The organism is Aliidiomarina sp. B3213 (genome assembly GCF_003290085.1).
Classification (GTDB): domain Bacteria; phylum Pseudomonadota; class Gammaproteobacteria; order Enterobacterales; family Alteromonadaceae; genus Aliidiomarina.
The window spans coordinates 1,015,386-1,034,526 of sequence record NZ_QMKJ01000001.1; the positions used below are offsets into that span (position 1 = coordinate 1,015,386).

At 45.4% G+C, this 19,141-nt stretch carries 18 protein-coding genes; 13 read left to right on the forward strand and 5 right to left on the reverse strand.

Annotation, left to right across the window (positions count from 1 at the left end; all coding sequences use genetic code 11):
* Positions 1-2: 2 nt before the first annotated feature.
* Both DQX04_RS05025 and DQX04_RS05030 read right to left on the reverse strand, forming a co-directional pair.
* Positions 3-443, reverse strand: coding sequence for a DUF3429 domain-containing protein (locus DQX04_RS05025; RefSeq protein ID WP_111914768.1), 441 nt, complete (start codon positions 441-443; stop codon positions 3-5).
* 8 nt (positions 444-451) lie between these two features.
* On the reverse strand, positions 452-1,444 hold the full coding sequence (locus DQX04_RS05030; protein ID WP_111914769.1) for a calcium/sodium antiporter: 993 nt from the start codon (positions 1,442-1,444) through the stop codon (positions 452-454).
* Between the two features lie 172 nt (positions 1,445-1,616).
* On the opposite strand from DQX04_RS05030, the gene DQX04_RS05035 reads away from it, so the two are divergent.
* Complete coding sequence (locus tag DQX04_RS05035; protein ID WP_111914770.1) at positions 1,617-2,921, forward strand: anti-phage deoxyguanosine triphosphatase; 1,305 nt, start codon at positions 1,617-1,619, stop codon at positions 2,919-2,921.
* Here the strand turns inward: DQX04_RS05035 and rsuA are convergent.
* Entirely contained in the window at positions 2,918-3,607 is a 690-nt protein-coding gene (rsuA, locus tag DQX04_RS05040) for a 16S rRNA pseudouridine(516) synthase RsuA (protein ID WP_111914771.1), read from the reverse strand. The genes DQX04_RS05035 and rsuA overlap by 4 nt on opposite strands.
* Before the next feature lie 40 nt (positions 3,608-3,647).
* On the opposite strand from rsuA, the gene DQX04_RS05045 reads away from it, so the two are divergent.
* Genes DQX04_RS05045 through DQX04_RS05065 form a run of 5 tightly spaced genes read left to right on the forward strand, consistent with a single transcriptional unit; the run spans position 3,648 to position 8,750 of the window.
* Entirely contained in the window at positions 3,648-5,117 is a 1,470-nt protein-coding gene (locus DQX04_RS05045) for a cryptochrome/deoxyribodipyrimidine photo-lyase family protein (protein ID WP_111914772.1), read from the forward strand.
* Positions 5,095-5,235 (forward strand): DUF2256 domain-containing protein, encoded by a 141-nt coding sequence (locus DQX04_RS05050; protein WP_111914773.1) that lies wholly within the window; start codon positions 5,095-5,097, stop codon positions 5,233-5,235. Before DQX04_RS05045 ends, DQX04_RS05050 begins: the two co-directional genes overlap by 23 nt.
* Positions 5,236-5,269: 34 nt before the next feature.
* Complete coding sequence (locus tag DQX04_RS05055; RefSeq protein ID WP_111914774.1) at positions 5,270-5,965, forward strand: flavin reductase family protein; 696 nt, start codon at positions 5,270-5,272, stop codon at positions 5,963-5,965.
* Positions 5,962-7,533 (forward strand): cryptochrome/photolyase family protein, encoded by a 1,572-nt coding sequence (locus tag DQX04_RS05060; protein ID WP_207916180.1) that lies wholly within the window; start codon positions 5,962-5,964, stop codon positions 7,531-7,533. Before DQX04_RS05055 ends, DQX04_RS05060 begins: the two co-directional genes overlap by 4 nt.
* Positions 7,533-8,750, forward strand: a complete 1,218-nt coding sequence (locus tag DQX04_RS05065; protein ID WP_111914775.1) for a DASH family cryptochrome — start codon at positions 7,533-7,535, stop codon at positions 8,748-8,750. Before DQX04_RS05060 ends, DQX04_RS05065 begins: the two co-directional genes overlap by 1 nt.
* Position 8,751: 1 nt before the next feature.
* Here the strand turns inward: DQX04_RS05065 and DQX04_RS05070 are convergent, their stop codons facing one another.
* Positions 8,752-10,059: a Glu/Leu/Phe/Val dehydrogenase gene (locus DQX04_RS05070; RefSeq protein WP_111914776.1), complete on the reverse strand. Its 1,308-nt coding sequence runs from the start codon at positions 10,057-10,059 to the stop codon at positions 8,752-8,754.
* Between the two features lie 37 nt (positions 10,060-10,096).
* Entirely contained in the window at positions 10,097-12,121 is a 2,025-nt protein-coding gene (locus DQX04_RS05075; protein WP_111914777.1) for an NADPH-dependent 2,4-dienoyl-CoA reductase, read from the reverse strand.
* 157 nt (positions 12,122-12,278) lie between these two features.
* On the opposite strand from DQX04_RS05075, the gene DQX04_RS05080 reads away from it, so the two are divergent.
* From DQX04_RS05080 to DQX04_RS05110, 7 genes are all read left to right on the forward strand, one after another.
* Complete coding sequence (locus DQX04_RS05080) at positions 12,279-12,761, forward strand: hypothetical protein (protein ID WP_111914778.1); 483 nt, start codon at positions 12,279-12,281, stop codon at positions 12,759-12,761.
* Positions 12,758-13,903: a PQQ-dependent sugar dehydrogenase gene (locus DQX04_RS05085; RefSeq protein WP_111914779.1), complete on the forward strand. Its 1,146-nt coding sequence runs from the start codon at positions 12,758-12,760 to the stop codon at positions 13,901-13,903. The genes DQX04_RS05080 and DQX04_RS05085 overlap by 4 nt, the downstream gene beginning before the upstream one ends.
* The gene (locus tag DQX04_RS05090) at positions 13,900-15,297 is read left to right on the forward strand and encodes an aldehyde dehydrogenase family protein (protein ID WP_111914780.1); all 1,398 of its coding nucleotides are present in this window, start codon (positions 13,900-13,902) and stop codon (positions 15,295-15,297) included. Before DQX04_RS05085 ends, DQX04_RS05090 begins: the two co-directional genes overlap by 4 nt.
* 90 nt (positions 15,298-15,387) lie before the next feature.
* Positions 15,388-16,242: a thioredoxin gene (trxA, locus tag DQX04_RS05095; protein ID WP_111914781.1), complete on the forward strand. Its 855-nt coding sequence runs from the start codon at positions 15,388-15,390 to the stop codon at positions 16,240-16,242.
* An 83-nt stretch (positions 16,243-16,325) separates the two neighbouring features.
* A complete protein-coding gene (locus DQX04_RS05100) occupies positions 16,326-16,697 on the forward strand; it encodes a hypothetical protein (protein WP_111914782.1) in 372 nt (123 codons plus the stop codon).
* Positions 16,651-17,133 carry a hotdog fold domain-containing protein gene (locus DQX04_RS05105; RefSeq protein ID WP_111914783.1) on the forward strand — a complete coding sequence of 161 codons (483 nt, stop codon included), beginning with the start codon at positions 16,651-16,653 and terminating at the stop codon, positions 17,131-17,133. Before DQX04_RS05100 ends, DQX04_RS05105 begins: the two co-directional genes overlap by 47 nt.
* Positions 17,105-19,138: a GNAT family N-acetyltransferase gene (locus DQX04_RS05110; RefSeq protein ID WP_111914784.1), complete on the forward strand. Its 2,034-nt coding sequence runs from the start codon at positions 17,105-17,107 to the stop codon at positions 19,136-19,138. Before DQX04_RS05105 ends, DQX04_RS05110 begins: the two co-directional genes overlap by 29 nt.
* Positions 19,139-19,141 lie beyond the last annotated feature (3 nt).

Sequence of the window (19,141 nt, forward strand, 5' to 3'; positions counted from 1 at the left end):
CTTTATAGCGTTCGAGCCGCCGTAGCCACTACCACGAACCAAATTAGGTGCGTACCTGCGACAACAAAGGTAATGGGTTTTCTAAACCTTTCGTACCACGTTTGATTCACCATTTTTATGTCGTAGTTAAGCCATAGTAAATACACAGCAGCTAGAACAAGTAACGCGACCTTTTCATTCAGAAATGACACGCTAGCCCAAGCTACAATAGATGGCAGCATACAAATCAGTAGCGCGCCTTGAGGGCGTGGCAGGTTCTCTGTCATAGCTAACGCCCAATGAATACCGCCCAAAAAGGACAAAATAACCGCACTGTAAATAAGAAAAACCTGTAATAAAAAGTCAGGATATACATGAAAAGCCCCCAGCACAGCAGTCACAATAAACGGGACTAATCCGAACCATGCCAAGCGTGTTGCTTGTTGTACTAATGGGCTTTCCATATTCAATCCTAGGTTAATGAATTTGCTTGTATAACTGAAAACACTAGCCAGCCGATGTAACCCAAATAAATAGCTACGAAAGCCGAACCTTCTATACGATTAATGCGCGCTGGTCTTTGCGGTTGCCACGACTGAGGACGCCAAGAGAACGCAGCCATAATGAGTGTAAGAGCAAGCATTAATGTCCAGTCACGCAATAGGACTTCAGCTGCTACTGAAATAGGTTCAATTGCGCCAGCTATACCTACTACGGCCAATGTATTGAAAAGGTTTGAACCGATAAGGTTGCCTAAAGCTAAGTCATGTTCTTGCTTACGAATAGCCACCATAGCAGCTGCTAATTCAGGCAAAGAAGTGCCTAAAGCAACAATAGTTAAACCTATAATGAGGTCGTCGACTCCGAATGCGGTAGCAATTTCCACCGCGCCCCATACCAACACCCGAGAACTGATAATAAGCAGTACGAGACCAACCAAAAGCCATACAATAGCCATTTTTAAAGACAACGGATGCGCTTCTAATTCTTTGTCGGTGTCGGTACCAATAATGTCTTCGTTCTTTTGTTGTAATACCATCCACAACATTACAGCGACAAAAGCCACCAGCAAAACGACAGCGTCTAAACGGCTTATAGTGCCGTCTAAGATTTGATAGCCGGCCAATAAGGTTACTGCGATAAGCAACGGTATTTCTTTTCTTAATACCCCTGAACTCACAGTCATAGGAAGTAACGCAGCACTTAACCCTAAGACTAAACCAATATTGGTAATATTAGAGCCATACGCATTACCCAATGCCAAACCTGGATTACCGCTCGAGGCAGCAAATGCTGAAACGACCATTTCCGGCGCCGAGGTACCGAAGCCGATAACAATCATGCCGATGATTAAGGGCGAAACGCCTAGAATTTTTGATGTTCCTGCAGCACCTTCAATAAACTTGTCAGCACTCCACACCAAAACCGCCAATCCAATTACTAGAGCGACAATAGGTAACAGCATAAAATCTCCATAATTATTTTATGGCACACATGATACATGGCTCGGTGCCACAATGAGAAGTCTGATATGAAATTACCACGACATTGCTTATTACCTACGCTAGCTATGGAGCACGTTGCGGTATTCTGCTAATGTTTGAGCCTCTTTTTTGATTCAATACAGGAATGCTTTCATGTCTGATGTTTGGCTTGAGCGACGCTCGCAAGATGCACCGCAAAGACCGGGAGATTTAAGGAACCCATGGCAACGCGATCGCGCGCGAGTTCTTCACTCAGCAGCATTTCGAAGGCTTCAGTCGAAAACTCAAATTATGAATGTTGGGGAGAACGACTTTTATAGAACGCGTTTAACCCACTCATTAGAAGCGGCTCAAATTGGAGCTTCGCTTATTAATCAAATAAAGCATACTGGGTCAGAGTTGGGCGTAACGCTTTTACCTGACGAAAGCTTAATGGAAGCGCTTTGTTTAGCTCACGACATCGGGCACCCGCCATTCGGCCATGGTGGTGAAACCGCACTTAACTACAAAATGTTAGCCAGCGGTGGTTTTGAAGGAAACGGGCAAACATTCAGAATTGTCGGACGCTTAGAAAGCTACCATGCAGACCATGGTATGGACCTAACTCGCAGAACACTCCTTGGACTTTTAAAGTACCCAGTATTAATGCCTGATGAGGCCATGAAGAACCAAGTTCCAGACGCAACGGACAATCCTCGTAGTTTGGCCAACTTCAAACCTGCGAAAGCGCTCTATGCGGCTGACAGTGACTTGCTCAATTGGGTTTTAGAGCCTCTGTCCAAAGAAGACCGCGAGGCTTTCCAAAGTGTCGACCAACTCTCTCATTCGCCGTTTCAAAAGTCTTTACATAAGTCTTTTGACGCTTCATTAATGGAGCTTGCCGACGACATCGCCTATGGGGTGCACGATCTAGAGGACGCTGTGGTAACGGGAACGCTTAAGGCAGAGCAGTGGCACACTTTTATGGGCGAGCGAATAGATGCTCTACCCTCCTCGCTTAAACAGCTTATGGAAAAGCTTGCGCTCGATCTTTTCTCTAGCGAGCATCACGCGCGCAAAAATGCCATTGGAGCATTGGTTAATATTTTCGTAACCAGTGTTCATGTAACCGAGAGCTTGCCACAGGCCAGTGAGCCTTTAGTGAAGTTTAATGCGTCTTTGCCTTCCGCAGAGCGCGAACTTCTTAATGCCCTCAAATCGGTGGTTTTTGAGCACGTTATTAACACCCCAGATATACAGCAGCTGCGTTACCGTAGCCAAAATATGTTATTGAATTTGTTCAGTGCATTTCACTCTGAGCCGTTACGTTTGTTGCCTAGCAACTCAAGACAAAGATGGGAAAAAGCGTTTCAAGAGGAAGGCCAACAGGGCGCAGACAGAGTCCTGTGTGATTACATCGCCGGTATGACCGACGACTATGCAGCGCGTATGTACCAAAGATTATTTGGCACCTTTTAAAACAGAGCTACTTCCTGTGCGGTAAGCGCTCTGTATTCGCCTTCTTGTAGCTCAGGGTCGAGCTTGAGCTCTCCCACCTGCTCGCGATGTAGAGCCTCTACTTTGTTACCCAAAGCCGCAAACATTCGTTTTACTTGGTGGTACTTACCTTCATAGAGCGTAACGAGTACCTCTTGCTCGTTTACAAATTCAACTTCCGCAGGCGCTGTGAGTTGTTGCTCTCCGTTTAATTGAATCCCCTTTTGGAAAGCTTCTTTGTAAGACTCTTCTACTGGGTCTGCGAGCCAAGCACGGTAAACTTTGGCGCACTTGCGTTTGGGAGAGGTAATACGATGGGACCATTGCCCATCATTGGTAATCAACAATAGTCCAGTAGTGTCTAGGTCTAACCTTCCTACTGTGTGCACTTTATCTAGGTTCGGAAGCTCTAGATATGACAGGACGGGTAAGTGAGTAGGATCGTCATTTGCACAAACACAACCTGCGGGCTTATTCATCATTAGATAAGTAGGCCCCATCAGTTCAAGCTTTACACCGTTCCAGGTTACTTCGTCTGTAGTTTTTATCTTAGCGGCACCTTTTTTCTCTACACGGCCATTGACCTCAACCTCTTCGCGGTGAAGTGTTCTGGTTGCTTCCTTGCGGCTCATTCCTGTGGCTTCTGACAAAAACCTATCGACTCTCATATTACAAATCCTTTCATAGTTAATGCGCGTATTGTACATCATGATAGATATTGTTTGGTTTAAACGTGACCTTAGAATTCGAGATCACGCTCCGCTTTCTTTCGCCTCTCGCTCAGGCCGCCCTACTCTACTTTTGGTGGTGATTGAGCCTATGCTGGTTGATGACGCTCACTACGGAGAGCACCATTGGCGCTTTTACTGGCAAAGCGTTCAGCAACTTCAGCGCCAGCTTGGTTCACAGCACAGAGTTCACGTTATCCAGTCGGATATGCTTGCAGCTTTAAAACGTCTCGCAAAGACATTTCCGGTAGCCAGAGTACTGAGCCACGAAGAAACAGGGATTAATCTCACTTACCAACGCGATATCGCAGTGAAGAGCTGGTGTAACAACAATAACGTGGAATGGTTAGAATTCCCCAGTAATGGCGTGGTAAGAGCCTGTAGAGATAGAGAAGGCTGGCGAAAGCATTGGTATCAAACGATGGCCAAGGCTCAATACCAAACTGATTTGGCTCGACTTAATACTCTAGTTTGGCATGAACAACCCGAACTTTCGGTGCCGCAAGCCTGGTTAACGCACCAAACCAGGTTTCAACACGGCGGCGAACTATCTGCATTGAAATGGCTTGAAGACTTTTGTTTAGAGCGTGGTAAGCGCTACGCTTTCGATATATCGAAACCGGCTGCAAGTAGGCGTTCTTGCTCACGTTTGTCACCCTATCTGGCTTTTGGAAACTTAAGCGTAAGGCAAGTTTGGCAACGTACAGGTCAGCTTAAGAGCCAACAAGGTTGGAGGAAATCGATACGAGCGTTGCATTCTAGACTTCGCTGGCATTGTCATTTTATTCAAAAGTTCGAAATGGACATACAGCTTGAGCGTTCATGCCTTAACCCAGCCTACGAAAACTTACATCGAAATGGGAACATAGAACACTTTAGTGCTTGGGCCCGCGGCAAAACGGGTATTCCTTTAGTTGATGCGTGCATGCGCTGTCTCCAACATACCGGCTATATTAACTTTCGCATGAGAGCCATGTTGGTTAGCTTTTTGACTCACCACCTTTGGTTAGACTGGCGTTTCGGCGCGAAACATTTGGGGCGGTTATTTCTTGATTTTGAACCTGGAATTCACTACCCGCAGTTTCAGATGCAAGCGGGCGTAACCAGTATTAACACAATCAGAATTTACAATCCGATTAAACAAGCGCAAGAGCATGACCCAAACGGTGAATTTATTCGCCAATGGGTACCCGAACTTTCTGCCATACCTAGTGCGTATATTCACACACCATGGGAAATGCCGCCGTTAGAGCAACTAGCAAGCAACTTTGAATTAGGTAAAGACTACCCGCACCCCATAGTTAACATTCAAGAGACAGGTAAGCGAGCAAGAGAATTTTTATGGAAGTGGAAGTCTCTTCCTGAAGTTAAAGCGTATAAAGAACAAATTCTGTTGCGTCATGTAGAGGGTCACCGAGACAAACGCGATGAAAAAGCAGCATTTACCTGAGAAAACCTGCCCCGTCTGCAATCGTCCTTTCCTTTGGAGAAAGAAATGGAAGGATGTTTGGGATGAGGTGAAATACTGCTCTGAACGTTGCCGCCGTAACCGAAGACTAAATTCGTAATAAGAAAACAAAATGGGAAATTATTGGTTTAAGCATGTATTGGTTTAATAAAAAACACCTAGAAGACTTGCCAGATCGGTTTCGCGCTCGCCTAATTAATGGCCTTTCCGGATACAAAAGCGCAAACTTAATTGGAACCTGTGATGCGAAGCATCAACCAAATTTAGCTATCGTGAGCTCGGTAGTTCACCTTGGAGCTAATCCAGCACTCATGGGAATGGTGACAAGGCCAACGACAGTGCGACGCGACACGGTAAATAACATCAAAGAGCAACATCAGTTCACCATAAATATGGTTGCAGAATCTATGGTGGAAAAAGCCCATCAAACGTCAGCAAAATATGAAGAGCAGGTTTCTGAGTTCTCAGAGGTTGGGCTAAGTGTTGAATGGATAGACGACTTTCAAGCGCCTTGCGTATCTGAGTCCCCGATAAGTATTGGACTAGACTTAAAGGAGATTTTACCCATTGAACTCAACGGAACCGAATTCATCATTGGGCAAATTAAATGGGTGCGTATTCGTGAAGATGTTTTACAACCGGACGGAAGCCTTGAACTAAGTCAGATTAGAGCAGCTGCAGTAACTGGCTTAGACTGCTATCACGTTCCCTCAAAAGGACAGCGTTATCATTATGCGGTTCCAGAGCATAGAGCCCGAGAGTTGCCAACTCAGGGTAATAACGACATACATCCCCCTGTTAATCTGAAAAAGTTTTGGGCTAAGCCGTGAGCCTGTTTCATCAAGTCAACGAGATTAGCCGAGACTACCCCAAGGTTAGACTTATTTTAGGAGACCAACTCAACGCCTCGCATAGTTGGTTTCGCGGCCACACTCATGAAACTGACGACAGAACTCTGTTCGTCATCATGGAAATGAAGCAAGAGCTTACTTATGTGAAACACCACATTCAAAAGGTTGTGGGCTTCTTTGCTGCAATGCGTAACTTTGCTCAAGCTATCAGCAAAAAACATGACGTTTTGTATCTCAAGCTAGACAGTTCAGATAACCAGCAAGATTTATGTAAAAACCTTCAACAGGTCTGTTCGACCGTGAAAGCTAAATCGCTGGAGTACCAAGAGCCTGACGAGTACCGGCTCGATACCCAATTGAAAAACATCGACTGGATTACCACGCAAGTTTATTCGAGTGAACACTTCTACACCGAACGAGACGATCTGAAGAAATATTTCCCAGATGCCGAACATTTATTGATGGAAAAGTATTACCGCCAAGCCCGAAAGGAAACGGGATATTTAATGAACGGCAATAAGCCTTTAGGCGGAAAGTGGAATTACGATTCCGAAAATAGAAATAAGATTCCGAAAAAACATGAGATTCACTCTCCTTTGATGTTTTCTCACGATGTTTCCGACCTTGTAGACTTGCTGAATTCGCAAAGCATCGAAACATTCGGAGAAGTAGACAGCAAACACTTTTTGTGGCCCATAAGCCGCAAACAAGCCATTGACCTTATGGACTACTTTTTCGACCACCTATTTCAGCACTTCGGTGAGTTCCAAGATGCGCTAACAGACAGGGGCTGGAGCCTATATCATTCACGCATCTCGTTTGCCCTGAATACCAAAATGGTTAGCCCTAAATATGTTGTCGAAAGAGCTATTCAAGCCTATGAACACTCGCCTGAGAGTATAAGTTTGCCTCAAGTCGAAGGTTTCGTTCGACAAATACTAGGGTGGCGCGAGTATGTTCGAATGATTTATTGGCGCTTCATGCCCGAGTACGCGAACCGAAACGAATTAAATCATACGCGAGATCTGCCGAGTTTCTATTGGAGTGGAAAAACCAATATGCGCTGCGTTTCTCATGCGGTTTCCCAATCATTAAAGTACGCCTATGCCCACCATATTCAACGTCTGATGGTGACCGGGAACTTTGCCCTGCTCGCAGGAATCGACCCGCAACAAGTAGATGACTGGTACCTAGGGATTTACATCGACGCTATTGAGTGGGTTGAGCTTCCAAATACCCGCGGAATGAGCCAGTTTGCTGACGGGGGTGTGCTAGCCACAAAGCCCTACGTGAGTGGCGGAAACTACATCAAGAAAATGGGTGACCACTGCACTAAATGCACATACGACGTGAGTAAAAAGTATGGAGATAATAGCTGCCCATTCAATAGCTTGTATTGGCACTTTATAGATAAGCATGAAGACAAGTTCCGCAATAACCACCGTATGCGCATGATGTACGCGCAATGGGACAAGCGCACTGAGCAGGAACGGCAGGATATTTTACAGCAAGCCGAACATTACCTTGAGCATATCGAGGACTTATAATGAAAACACATATTGTATGGCTACGCAGAGAATTACGTGAGAACCACCCCGCATTTCAAAACATTCCTTCGACAGCTCGAGTGGTCGCTGTTTATGTTTGGGAAGATAGAGAGAAAGCCAGCTGGCTAGGCATTCAACGTTTTGGTTCGCACAAAGAAAAATTCATTACCGAAAGTTTGAATGAGCTCCAACAAACTTTGGCTAAACAAAATATTGAACTGCTCATCACATCCGGTAATACCATTAAATCGTTATTGGCAATTGTAGAAAGATACAAAGCCGAGCATATACACTGGAGCACTCTGCCCGCTTACGAAGAAAAGCGAGACGAACACGAGCTTAAGCAGAAGTTACAAAAGATTCCAGCCCAAACCCACATCTATGAAACCTATACCCTTTGGTCAGCAAAGCAGGTTTGTGAACGTATTAATAAGCCACTTCGCTCTTTTAGCCAGTTTAGAAAACGCTTTGAGCCTCTACTGGAGGAGTCGTTCCCCGCAGAGCCATTACAGAGCGTTACAGATAAATACACCACCACAGAAAATATTCAGTTTAATGGCGGCCGCAGCCATGCATTAAATCATTTAAGTGCTTACTTACAACAAAATGGACCAGTTCGACATTATAAATCCACGCGTAACGGTATGTTGGGTATGTCTTATTCCAGCAAGCTCTCTCCTTGGCTAGCTTGGGGCAATTTAGGGCCTGAAGAAGCATTGAGAGCTGTACATCAACACGAAACAGAGTTTGGCAAGAACGAAAGTACGCATTGGCTGAAAATAGAATTACTTTGGCGGGAATTTTTTCAACATTTAGCAGTACAAGCAGGGCCAGAGCTTTTTTATGATGGTTCACCACAAATTGACTACGAGCCCATAGTTAAAGGAAGTTTTGCGGAGTGGGTAAAGGGTGAAACTAACAACGACTTCGTAAATGCCAACATGAAAGAGTTGAATGCCACTGGATTTATGAGCAACAGAGGAAGGCAGAATGTGGCGTCAGCACTCATTTACGACCTTGGAGAAGATTGGCGCAAGGGTGCTTGTTACTTTGAACAACAGCTTATTGATTACGACCCTGCGAGCAACTACGGAAATTGGCAATATATAGCAGGTTTACGGGCTAACTCTCGCGGAGGGAGTTGGTTTAACGTAAATAAACAAGCTCAAATGTACGACAGCGACGGCAGCTACCGTCGCCATTGGCTTTCTTTGTAGTTTACGTGTCGCCATTGAAGTAGTGTTGGTTACCTCTACAGTCCATAGCCGATGTAATACGCTCTAAACCTTGCATATAGGCAGCCCTGCGCAGGTCGATTGATTCACGTTCAGCCAAATCAAAACAAAGCTTAGATTCGCGTTCTAGCAACTCTTTCATGCGCTTGTTCACACGATCTGCACTCCAGTAGTCACCTATTCGGTTCTGCACCCACTCATAGTAACTCACTACCACGCCGCCTGTATTCGCTAATACGTCAGGAATAACGGTTATGTCTCGCTCGTTTAGTAATTCGTCTGCTTTACTAGTCACTGGTCCATTCGCTATTTCCAGCACAATGTCAGCATTTACGTCTTTGGCATTATGTTTAGTAATTTGATTTTCTAGCGCAGCTAAAGCTAAAACATCCACGTCTAGTGTTAATAACTCGTCATTCGACAAGTGCTCGACATTCTCTTCATCGTCTACAGACGACTCAGAGTAAACAATTCCTTTGAGCTCTCGAGTTTCGTTTTTGTGCTTGTATATAGCCTCTACGTCTAAGCCTTCTTTAGAGTAAACAGCACCTTTAGAGTCAGATACCGCCACAACTTTAAAGCCTAGGTCGAGAGCTGCTTTTGCAAAATAGTACCCCGCGTTACCAAAGCCCTGAACAGCAACGGTCATGTCTTTGGGATCTTTATCTTCCCGCTCTACCCATAGCCTTAAGATTTCTAATGCGCCTTCCCCGGTTGCCTCGACACGTCCCGCAGAGCCTCCTAACCCTAGAGGCTTACCCGTAATAACCGCAGGGTGTTGACCACGAGCGATATTAAAGTACTCATCTGCCATCCACCCCATTACGGTAGCGTTAGTGTTCACGTCTGGTGCGGGAATATCAGTGTCGGGGCCTATCGCATCAAACATTGCACGAATATAGCCACGGGAAAGTCGCTCTAGCTCCATTCGAGAGAGCTTTTTGGGGTCTACGCATACGCCGCCTTTAGCGCCGCCAAAAGGAATGTCGACCACAGCACACTTGATAGCCATCCAAAAACTTAATGCCGTAACCTCACCTTCGTCCACATTAGGGTGAAAGCGTATGCCGCCTTTGCCAGGGCCACGAGTTAGGTCGTATTGAACGCGCCAGCCTTGAAATACCTTAAGACTGCCGTCGTCCATACGCACTGGAATAGAGGCTTGAATAATTCTTTCGGGTTGAGCGAGCCGCTGCTGTGCATCATCTGATATTTCTAACCGCTTGAAAATCTCTTCGAGTCTTCCTTGCGCGTCTTCTAATACTTCAGGCACTTCTTGCGATTCGCTCATAGTTATCTCCAGTATTAAGTTTCAAATGCTTTTACGTTTACAACATTGCCGCTAATTCAGCTCCTTGTCGAATAGCTCGCTTTGCGTCTAACTCGGCAGCTACGTCTGCACCGCCAATACGGTGTACACTCACACCCGCTTCACGCAATGGAGCTTCCAGTTCTCTTAACGGGAGCTGTCCTGCACATACGACAATATTATCTACTTCGATCAATTGCTTGTTACCATCAATACTTATTTCAATACCTTCTGGAACAATACGTTCGTACGTTACACCGGCTAACATTTTCACGCCTTTATGTCTCAATGTGTTGCGGTGTACCCAACCAGATGTTTTACCCAGTCCACCGCCGACTTTCGAGGTTTTCCGTTGCATTAACGTAATTTGTCTTGGATTTGGCTCCGCCAAAGGCTGCTCTAGCAAAGCTCCGCGGTGCTCGTACGACTTGTCGATACCCCAAATAGCGTGCCATTGTTCCGCGTCTAAAGTCGGAGAAACGGTTGTCGTTAAATACTCAGAAACGTCAAATCCTATGCCTCCAGCGCCAATAACTGCCACTCGTTTACCCACTGGTTTATGGTCACGCAACACATCTAAATAACCATACACATGAGGAAGGTCAGCGCCCTCTATCTCTAGTGCTCGAGGTGAAACACCAGTGGCTACCACAACGTCATCAAAACCAAACTGTGTAATAGACTCTTTGTTTTGCTCTTGCCCTAAATGAAGAATAACACCAGCGTCTTCAAGCCTGTTTTTGAAGTAACGAATGGTTTCATAAAATTCTTCTTTACCAGGCACTTGCTTTGCGTAATTGAACTGACCACCGATCTCGGTAGCCTTGTCGAACAAGTGAACCTCATGCCCACGCTCTGCGGCAAAACATGCGGCAGATAGCCCAGCAGGACCCGCGCCGATAATACCCACACGTTTTTTCTTCACAACAGGGTTCATCACCAACTCTGTTTCATAGGCTGCAAGCGGGTTAACAAGGCAAGTAGCACGCTTGTTCTCAAATACGTGGTCTAAACACGCTTGGTTACAAGCAATACAGGTATTTATACGGTCGGCTTTGTCAGCTTCCGCCTTCGCAACGAAGTCGGGGTCGGCGAGCAACGGTCGTGCCATCGACACCATATCGGCTTCTTGCTTTGCCAGAATATCTTCAGCAACTTCAGGCGTGTTAATTCTATTGGTTGCTACCACGGGTACAGATAGCGACTTTTTCAACTCGGCTGTAATCCAACGGAAAGCAGCTCGCGGAACTGAAGTCACGATTGTAGGTACACGAGCTTCGTGCCAACCGATGCCAGTATTAATAATGGTTGCGCCGCATTTCTCGACCGCCTGACCCAGTTCCACTACTTCTTCTTGGGTATTACCACCTTCTACTAAATCCAACATGGACAAGCGATAAATAATAATGAAGTCTTCACCTACCGCTTCTCTAACAGCTTTTACTATTTCCTTTGGGAAACGGCTACGGTTTTCAAAGCTGCCACCCCACTGGTCGGTTCGCTTATTTGTTCGGCTACAAATGAATTGGTTAATCAAATAACCTTCCGAGCCCATAATCTCTACACCGTCATATCCTGCCTTTTTCGCGAGCTTGGCAGCACGAGCATAATGTTTAATGGTTTTTACAATTTGACGGTGGCTCATTGCCGAGGGTTTGAAAGGACTAATTGGAGCTTTTATAGCACTTGGGGCAACATTTAAAGGGTGATATCCATACCTTCCCGCATGCAGAATTTGCATGCAGATTTTACCGCCAGCTTCATGCACTGCACTGGTAATTTTTTGGTGTTTAGCCACGTGCCAAGGCTTACTTAGCTGACACCCTACAGGGCTTAATCGGCCACGAATATTAGGGCTGATTCCGCCAGTCACAATTAGGCCTACACCACCTTTCGCGCGCTGCGCATAGAAAACTGCAAGCTTATCGAAGCCCTGCTTTTCTTCCTCTAGTCCTGTGTGCATCGAGCCCATCAACACTCGGTTTTTTAATGTGGTAAATCCTAGGTCTAAAGGTTCAAATAAATTCGGGTATGCTTGGGTCATCTGCTTGCCTCTTCTGGTCTAACCTGTGGTCAACACTTTATCCACTCTATCAAGTGGGGGCAAGTAAACTGACACGAGAAGTTGCCTAAAAGGTGGAAGGTCTGGGCAACTTCATATAAGTTAAGGTCTTACTTTTTAACGCTTGGATATGTTCATTATGACGCATTGGCAAAGGTTTGGAGTTCGGATTTTTGCTCTTCTTGTCGCACTCGTGGTTTCAACCTTGGTGGGCTCTGTTATTCAGACACAGCTCAACTTGCATGCAATAAGTGAAATAGGACCTGCCATAGAGCTTAGCCAGCGCATTAATACGACATTACATGACCTGATCTTCTTTGCACCTTTATTTGCTGTGGTTATGGCGGTTACCCTTATTATTGCTATACCTATCGCTCACTTCGTTTCTACATTCCAGAAACGACAATTTACCGCGTGGTGTATTGTCGCAGGAGGCGTTGGCTTATATGTGGCATTTCAACTCATTAATGCATTTACGCCGCCACCCACGTTAATAGCGGCAACTAGAGGCTCTCTCGGAACCTTGCTTATGATTCTAAGCGGTTGCTTGGCAGGGTATCTCTACGCCCGCCTTACTCGCTCTCTTCGCAAAGTTAACCCACTCAAAGGTTTAGTGAAATGAAAATAGCGTCTGTTGTCTCTGCTTTTGCGCTCTTATGGTCTGCCTTGGTTCCTGCTCAAGCTCAGTTACAAGCTACCCATGCAACACCTTTGCTCGAGCAACTTGACTCACCATGGGGTATCTCATTTCTAGATGAGCAAAAGTTCGTGTTTACTGAGAGAAGCGGTACTCTAGTTGTTGCCTCGCTTACGCCAGAGAATAATGCCGAAATACTCGCGCGCATTAACGTGTCTAATGTCATTCCTGATATTTTCGTCAATGCCCAAGCTGGATTGTTCGACGTTCTCAATATAACCAAAAATGAAAGTGAAAACCTGCAACTATTACTTAGCTATGCATGTGGAGTAAGCAGTGCAAATCAAACCTGTGTGGCAAGGACAGAACTTACGAAAGATTTAGAGCTTGAAAATACCACCGTAATATTTCGAGCAACCCCCACCAAAAAAGGTGCTGCACACTTTGGCGGAAGACTGTTGCAACTCCCCGACTCAACCATTTTGGTCACGCTAGGCGACGGCTTTGATTATCGTGAACAAGCGCAAGTAACTACAAATTTATTAGGAAGCATCGCTCGGATTGACACTTCTGGGCGAACCCCAAATAACAATCCTTTCATCGGTACAGAAAACGCAGCCCCTAATTTGTTTTCATATGGTCACCGAAACGTACAAGGTATTGCCTATCACGCCGAATGGAATGCCATTTTGAGCACCGAACATGGACCAAGAGGTGGTGACGAGTTAAACCATATTAGAGGCGGTCGCAATTATGGTTGGCCCCTCCTAACTAACGGTGTTGATTACACTGGCGCTATGATTACGCCATACCGAGACTTACCCGGTATGGAACCACCACTATATGACTGGACACCGTCAATTGCGCCAGCCGGACTTACACTTTTTGAAAATACAGCCCTCATTCCAGCACTCGCGGCGCGGAAGATAACAGCTTTAACGCTTAGTCAGCGTGGCCAGCAGATAAGTGTTTTAAATGAATACGACTTAGTCAGTGAGAGCACTGATATTACATGGAACCACAGAGTTAGAGATATAGAGTTACACCCAACGAAGTCTTCTATCTTAGTTTTAGTTGACGGTACCGACGGGCAAATTATTGAACTTGAAATAACGGACGCACCATGACCATTAACGAACAAGATATGCAAGAACACTTTGTTAAACTTCAGTCCACATTTTTAAGCCAAAGAACGCTTTCTCGTGATTGGCGAATTCGCCAACTCGAGCAAATTGAAAAGCTGCTCAATAATCATGTTGAAGAGTGGAAACAGGTACTATTTGAAGACTTAGGCAAGCAAGCCACTGAAGCTTGGAGCACTGAAATAGGTTATCTACTGAAAGATATTCGCCATACCAAGCGTCATTTGAAGAAATGGATGAAGCCGAAGAGGGTTTCTAGTCCAATTGCCATTGCCCCTGCTCGCTCGAAGTTACTCCCTACGCCTAAAGGTACTGTTGCAGTATTCGGCGCTTGGAATTACCCGTTACAATTAACACTAAGCCCTGTTGTTGCAGCCATTGCAGCGGGCAATACCGTGTGTATTAAGCCCTCCGAAGTGTCTCCTGCAACCAGCCAGTTAATTGTAAAACTATGCAACCGCTACTTAGACTCAGAAGCTATCTGGGCAGTGGAAGGCGACGCAGCAATCGCAGCTCAGCTCCTCAATTTACCTTTTGACCATATCTTCTTTACGGGAGGCAGTCAGATTGGCAAGAAAGTTATGCACGCCGCAGCGAATCATTTGTCTTCGGTCACATTAGAGCTTGGCGGAAAAAGCCCCGTAATCGTCTCCAAACATACCGACCTTGAAGTCACCGCTAGGCGAATTGTTTGGGGCAAATTTATGAATGCTGGGCAAACCTGTATTGCTCCCGACTATATTCTAGTGGAAAAAAGTGTCCATGAAGCTTTAACGCAAGCCCTCAAAGCTGCCATTAAAGAGCTTTATGGTGAAAATATTAAGGAGAGCCGAGACTACGGAAGAATTGTTTCCGAGCGTCACCACCAACGTCTTGCGAAGCTACTTTCAGACCCAGAACTTCAACACGCAAAAATATGGGGCGGAGAACAAGACGCAGAAAGTCGCTATTTTGCGCCAGCAATCATTGACCAATGCCCTGTCGATGCATCAGTCATGCAAGAAGAAATATTTGGTCCATTGCTACCCATTATCCCTGTTTCCGACTTCACAGAAGCGCTGGCATTTATTCAAGCCCGCCCTCACCCACTAGCCTGTTACCTGTTCTCCAGCCTACAAAGCGAACAAAACAGAGTAGAAAAACTAATTCGCTGTGGCTCTCTTTGTATAAACGACACCATGGTCTTTATGCTTAATCCGAACCTCCCGTTTGGAGGTGTGGGTGAAAGTGGTATGGGGTCCTATCACGGCAAGTATGGGTTCGACACTTTCTCGCACCAAAAACCTGTAGTTACGCGTAAATTTATCCTGGACATCGACGTTCGTTACCCACCATACACAGAATGGAAGCAAAAGATTCTGAAGAAGCTCTTAGGTTAACTGCGGAAACAAAAGGTTGAATGCTTAGGGTTCGTCCCCATTTACAGAGCACAAAACAAGAGAAATGAATATAGACCACGAGGCGATGAAGTGAACGCGAACAATATTGTAAATTTAACAGCTCAAAACGCTAAAGAAGTACTGATTGATCAAGCTGAAGGCAAAGTTGTTTTAATCGACTTTTGGGCAGACTGGTGCGAACCATGCAAACAGCTCCTTCCTATACTTGAAAAAATTGCTGCCGATTACTCAGACAACTTAATTCTAGCGAAAGTAGACTGTGAAGCAGAACAAGCGCTTGCAGGTCAATTTCAAATACGTAACTTGCCAACCCTAATGGTATTTAAAGACGGGCAACCGGTCGACGGTTTGGCAGGCGCACAGCCAGAACAAGCTATCCGTGAAATGTTGAGCAAACACTTGCCTCAACCTGAAGACGACGCTCTGAAAAACGCTAAGGAAGCTTTAGCGAACGACGATGCCGACACCGCGTACACACAAGCAAAGTTAGCTGTAGATTTAAATCCAACTAATCATGACGCTGTGCTGGTATTGGCGCATGCTGCGGCGAAAGTAGGCCATACGGAACAGGCAAAAGAATTATTAGCGCAACTTTCCATAAGTCACCAAAGTGAACCTGAGTATCAACAAGTGCAGGCCATTATCCAACTTGCGGAAGAGGCTGCCGACAGCCCTGAAATTAGAGCACTAGAGGAGCAAGTTAAAGCTGCACCAGACGACTTAGCGTTACAGTCGCAACTCTCCGTTCAGTATTTCCAAGTGAAGCGCTACGAAGAAGCCCTAGCAATGGCATTAACACTGTGGAAAGCCGAGCGCAGTAACGACGAATTTAAGAAACACTTATTAGATATGATTAATAATTTACCAGAAGGTGATCCACTCGCCTCAACGTACCGTAAAAAAGTGTACAGTATGCTTTATTAGCTACTGTTCGCTAGCAACGAGATTGAGCCGACATCCCCTTGTCGGCTCCTTTTTTTTAAGTTCAACATTTTCTCGGTTACCTTATGACCGGCAAATATTATCCCTTTCGGAGCAAAACTAAGCGCTCCGGAGACAGAGAAAAAACAGAAGCCCCTCTTGCGTACTTCGAGAAAGCACTCGCGGCGCTGCAAGCCAACCCAGAGAAAGTCAAAACTCTGAAAGCGAACCTTGCTCACTACGAGAAACAACAATTTCTACCAAAGAGTGCCAAAGTTGCGCTGAAAAGATATAGTTATCTTTTAGCTCTTACAAACAGTGTCGATGAAATTACCAAGTGGGTTCTTCAAGACAGCTATGAAGGGCAAAGATTCAGACAATTTCCATTGATTTTTAAGGGTGTTATCAACGATGAGTTCGAGTCAGGAAGCCAATTACCTACTAAGGATGAGAAATAAGTGTCTGGCACTTCCTTTTGGTAAGTACATATTTTCCAAACTGTTTGCCAGTAAGGCCCCTTATTTCAAAACCATTAAACCTGTTATCGAGCAAATGCGCCCCGGCTACTGTGAACTCACGTTTAAAAAACGTAAGCCAGTGCTTAATCACATCGGTACCGTTCATGCCATTGCATTATGTAATGGTTTGGAAATGGCCATGGGTGCAATGGCAGAGTCATCTATACCCAAGCACTTGCGTTGGATACCGAAAGGCATGAACATCAATTATACGGCCAAAGCAAACAGTGATATTACGGTGGTAGCCGAGTTGCCCAACGACGCTTGGCAAGAAGGTGATGTTGCTGTGCCCGTTTATGCGAAAAGAGAAGACGGAACGAAAGTGATCGAAGGCGAAATTATTCTTTATGTATCCGCCAAACCAGCAAGAAAATGAACCTTTTCAGGGTTCATTAGTAGGCTTCTATCGGTGCATAAGTGAGCGTAATCACCGCTCACTTATTTTGTGGTTTCCACAATCAACAGCCTCTGCAGAACAAGTTAAACGTCAACTTGAACGTCATAACAGCCTGCTGATAACCAACACTAGTCAGTTTAAGTCGTTACTTGGGACAGAGCGAACTTTGCTGCATTGTCGATTCGACCATAATTGGAATGCCAGCGCATGGGCAGCCTGCACCGCTACAGTTGTGGGCAAAGGGGTCATTATTGTTGAGGTTACTTCGGCACTTCTAGAAACTCACTCTTGGCAGCACTTAGCGAGTTACTGGAACTTTGAAACGACCTTTATTTGCAGGGAAGACAGGGAACTTAACGACTTTCTTGAGCACTGGTCTGAACCCGAAATAGATTCCAGATTTCACCCTACTCAGTCTCAAAACAATGTCATTGGCATACTAGACCAACAGCAAAAACAGCACCCGCACAGCGCCTTTTTGCTTTATGCAGCGCGTGGCCGAGGAAAAACCTCAACATTGGCGCATTGGTGCAAACAATTACCCGGTGAAACTCGAGTATTTATCTCAGCTCCCTCTAAATTACAGTCACGCAAAATCATCGACGCATGCGCCCACCTTGATTGGCAGTTCCTCGCGCCTGAAGACATTGAGCATTATCAGGAATGCGCAGAACCGTCAGATATTTTAATCGTTGACGAAGCAGCAACCTTACCGTTTATTGCACAGATGGGGTTGCTACAACACCCAGGCTTTTTAGTTTTAGCTACTACGACAGAGGGTTACGAGTTCGCGGGTAGAGGCTTTCAAATCAAATACGAGCATCAGCTAAAACAACACTTTCCTTTTGTTTCGAGAGAATGGCTTCACCAACCAATGCGTTGGAATCTAAATGATCCAGTTGAGGACACAACCTTTAAAGCGTTCGCATTGCGCAGTGAATGGGAGGAGAGTTTAGCGCTGGAAACGGTTCCAACGCCATTGCTCACGAGTGATATTTCTTACCGTATTTGCCACGCTCATGAATTAAGCAGCGAAGAAAAGGAGTCTTGTTTTTCCTTGCTCGTCGATGCTCATTACCAAACTAGCCCTAACGACTTTAAGCTGCTGCTCGATAACCCGAACCAATACCTTGTTTTGCAAAAGCGAGGTCCACTGCTGATTGGTGTCGCGTGGTTAAGTGAAGAAGGTCCACTGATCAGTGACTTAATCGACCCTATTACTAAGGGAAAGAGGCGCCCACAAGGTAACTTGCTACCACAAACCTTCTGTTATTATTTAAAACGCCCTGTCCTCGCTTCAATGCGCCATATTCGAGTGGTACGGATAGCCACCCATCCAAGTTTACGTCGTAAAGGGTTGGGCTATGGATTACTCGCTCGAATTCAATATTGGTCAAAAGAAAGAAATATCGAATCGGTCGGTACGAGTTTTGGTGCTACACCGGAGCTTATCGACTTTTGGCAGCAAAGTGGCTACATACCGCTACGATTAGGACAAAAGCTCGACCCCGCAAGTGGTCGCTCATCCGCTGTATTCGTATACCCGTTAACAAAACGAATGCACATCTATGTACGGGAACTTTCTTCATTATTCGTAACGGAACTTCATGCACGTATACACAGCCTAGAGTTAAGTAATGAAGATGAAATAAGACATCGTGCGCGTGCCGACATTATTCTACCCTTGCTGAAAAGTATTCCGTTTAACGAGCGACCGGAAGCTTCGCAAATTAGGCGCTGGCAAGAATTAGGTAGAGCTTTCGTGAAAAAAGAGCTGAATTTCTACGACTATGCTCCTTGGTTGCAAGCCGCTCTTGTGAACAGTTGGATTCGCGTAGACGAAGAACAACAAACGCTGTTACAAGCTTTGGTAAGCGCCACAGACAATACCCAGGTGGCTAAAATAATGAAAGCTGAAAGTAAAACTAAAGGAATGGAGCAGCTTCGTTCCCTCTGTTTACAGTTTCACCATTCGGACGTTTAAATA

What these genes read in the sequence shown, in the direction of transcription:
- DQX04_RS05055 (WP_111914774.1), top strand. Translation starts at nt 5,270, where the DNA reads ATGTATTGGTTTAATAAAAAACACCTAGAAGACTTGCCAGATCGGTTT.
- DQX04_RS05035 (WP_111914770.1), top strand. Translation starts at nt 1,617, where the DNA reads ATGTCTGATGTTTGGCTTGAGCGACGCTCGCAAGATGCACCGCAAAGA.
- DQX04_RS05025 (WP_111914768.1), bottom strand. Translation starts at nt 443, where the DNA reads ATGGAAAGCCCATTAGTACAACAAGCAACACGCTTGGCATGGTTCGGA.
- rsuA (WP_111914771.1), bottom strand. Translation starts at nt 3,607, where the DNA reads ATGAGAGTCGATAGGTTTTTGTCAGAAGCCACAGGAATGAGCCGCAAG.
- DQX04_RS05110 (WP_111914784.1), top strand. Translation starts at nt 17,105, where the DNA reads ATGTATCCGCCAAACCAGCAAGAAAATGAACCTTTTCAGGGTTCATTA.
- DQX04_RS05105 (WP_111914783.1), top strand. Translation starts at nt 16,651, where the DNA reads ATGAGTTCGAGTCAGGAAGCCAATTACCTACTAAGGATGAGAAATAAG.
- DQX04_RS05030 (WP_111914769.1), bottom strand. Translation starts at nt 1,444, where the DNA reads ATGCTGTTACCTATTGTCGCTCTAGTAATTGGATTGGCGGTTTTGGTG.
- DQX04_RS05050 (WP_111914773.1), top strand. Translation starts at nt 5,095, where the DNA reads ATGAAAAAGCAGCATTTACCTGAGAAAACCTGCCCCGTCTGCAATCGT.
- DQX04_RS05090 (WP_111914780.1), top strand. Translation starts at nt 13,900, where the DNA reads ATGACCATTAACGAACAAGATATGCAAGAACACTTTGTTAAACTTCAG.
- DQX04_RS05100 (WP_111914782.1), top strand. Translation starts at nt 16,326, where the DNA reads ATGACCGGCAAATATTATCCCTTTCGGAGCAAAACTAAGCGCTCCGGA.
- DQX04_RS05080 (WP_111914778.1), top strand. Translation starts at nt 12,279, where the DNA reads ATGACGCATTGGCAAAGGTTTGGAGTTCGGATTTTTGCTCTTCTTGTC.
- DQX04_RS05065 (WP_111914775.1), top strand. Translation starts at nt 7,533, where the DNA reads ATGAAAACACATATTGTATGGCTACGCAGAGAATTACGTGAGAACCAC.
- DQX04_RS05085 (WP_111914779.1), top strand. Translation starts at nt 12,758, where the DNA reads ATGAAAATAGCGTCTGTTGTCTCTGCTTTTGCGCTCTTATGGTCTGCC.
- DQX04_RS05070 (WP_111914776.1), bottom strand. Translation starts at nt 10,059, where the DNA reads ATGAGCGAATCGCAAGAAGTGCCTGAAGTATTAGAAGACGCGCAAGGA.
- DQX04_RS05045 (WP_111914772.1), top strand. Translation starts at nt 3,648, where the DNA reads ATGATAGATATTGTTTGGTTTAAACGTGACCTTAGAATTCGAGATCAC.
- DQX04_RS05075 (WP_111914777.1), bottom strand. Translation starts at nt 12,121, where the DNA reads ATGACCCAAGCATACCCGAATTTATTTGAACCTTTAGACCTAGGATTT.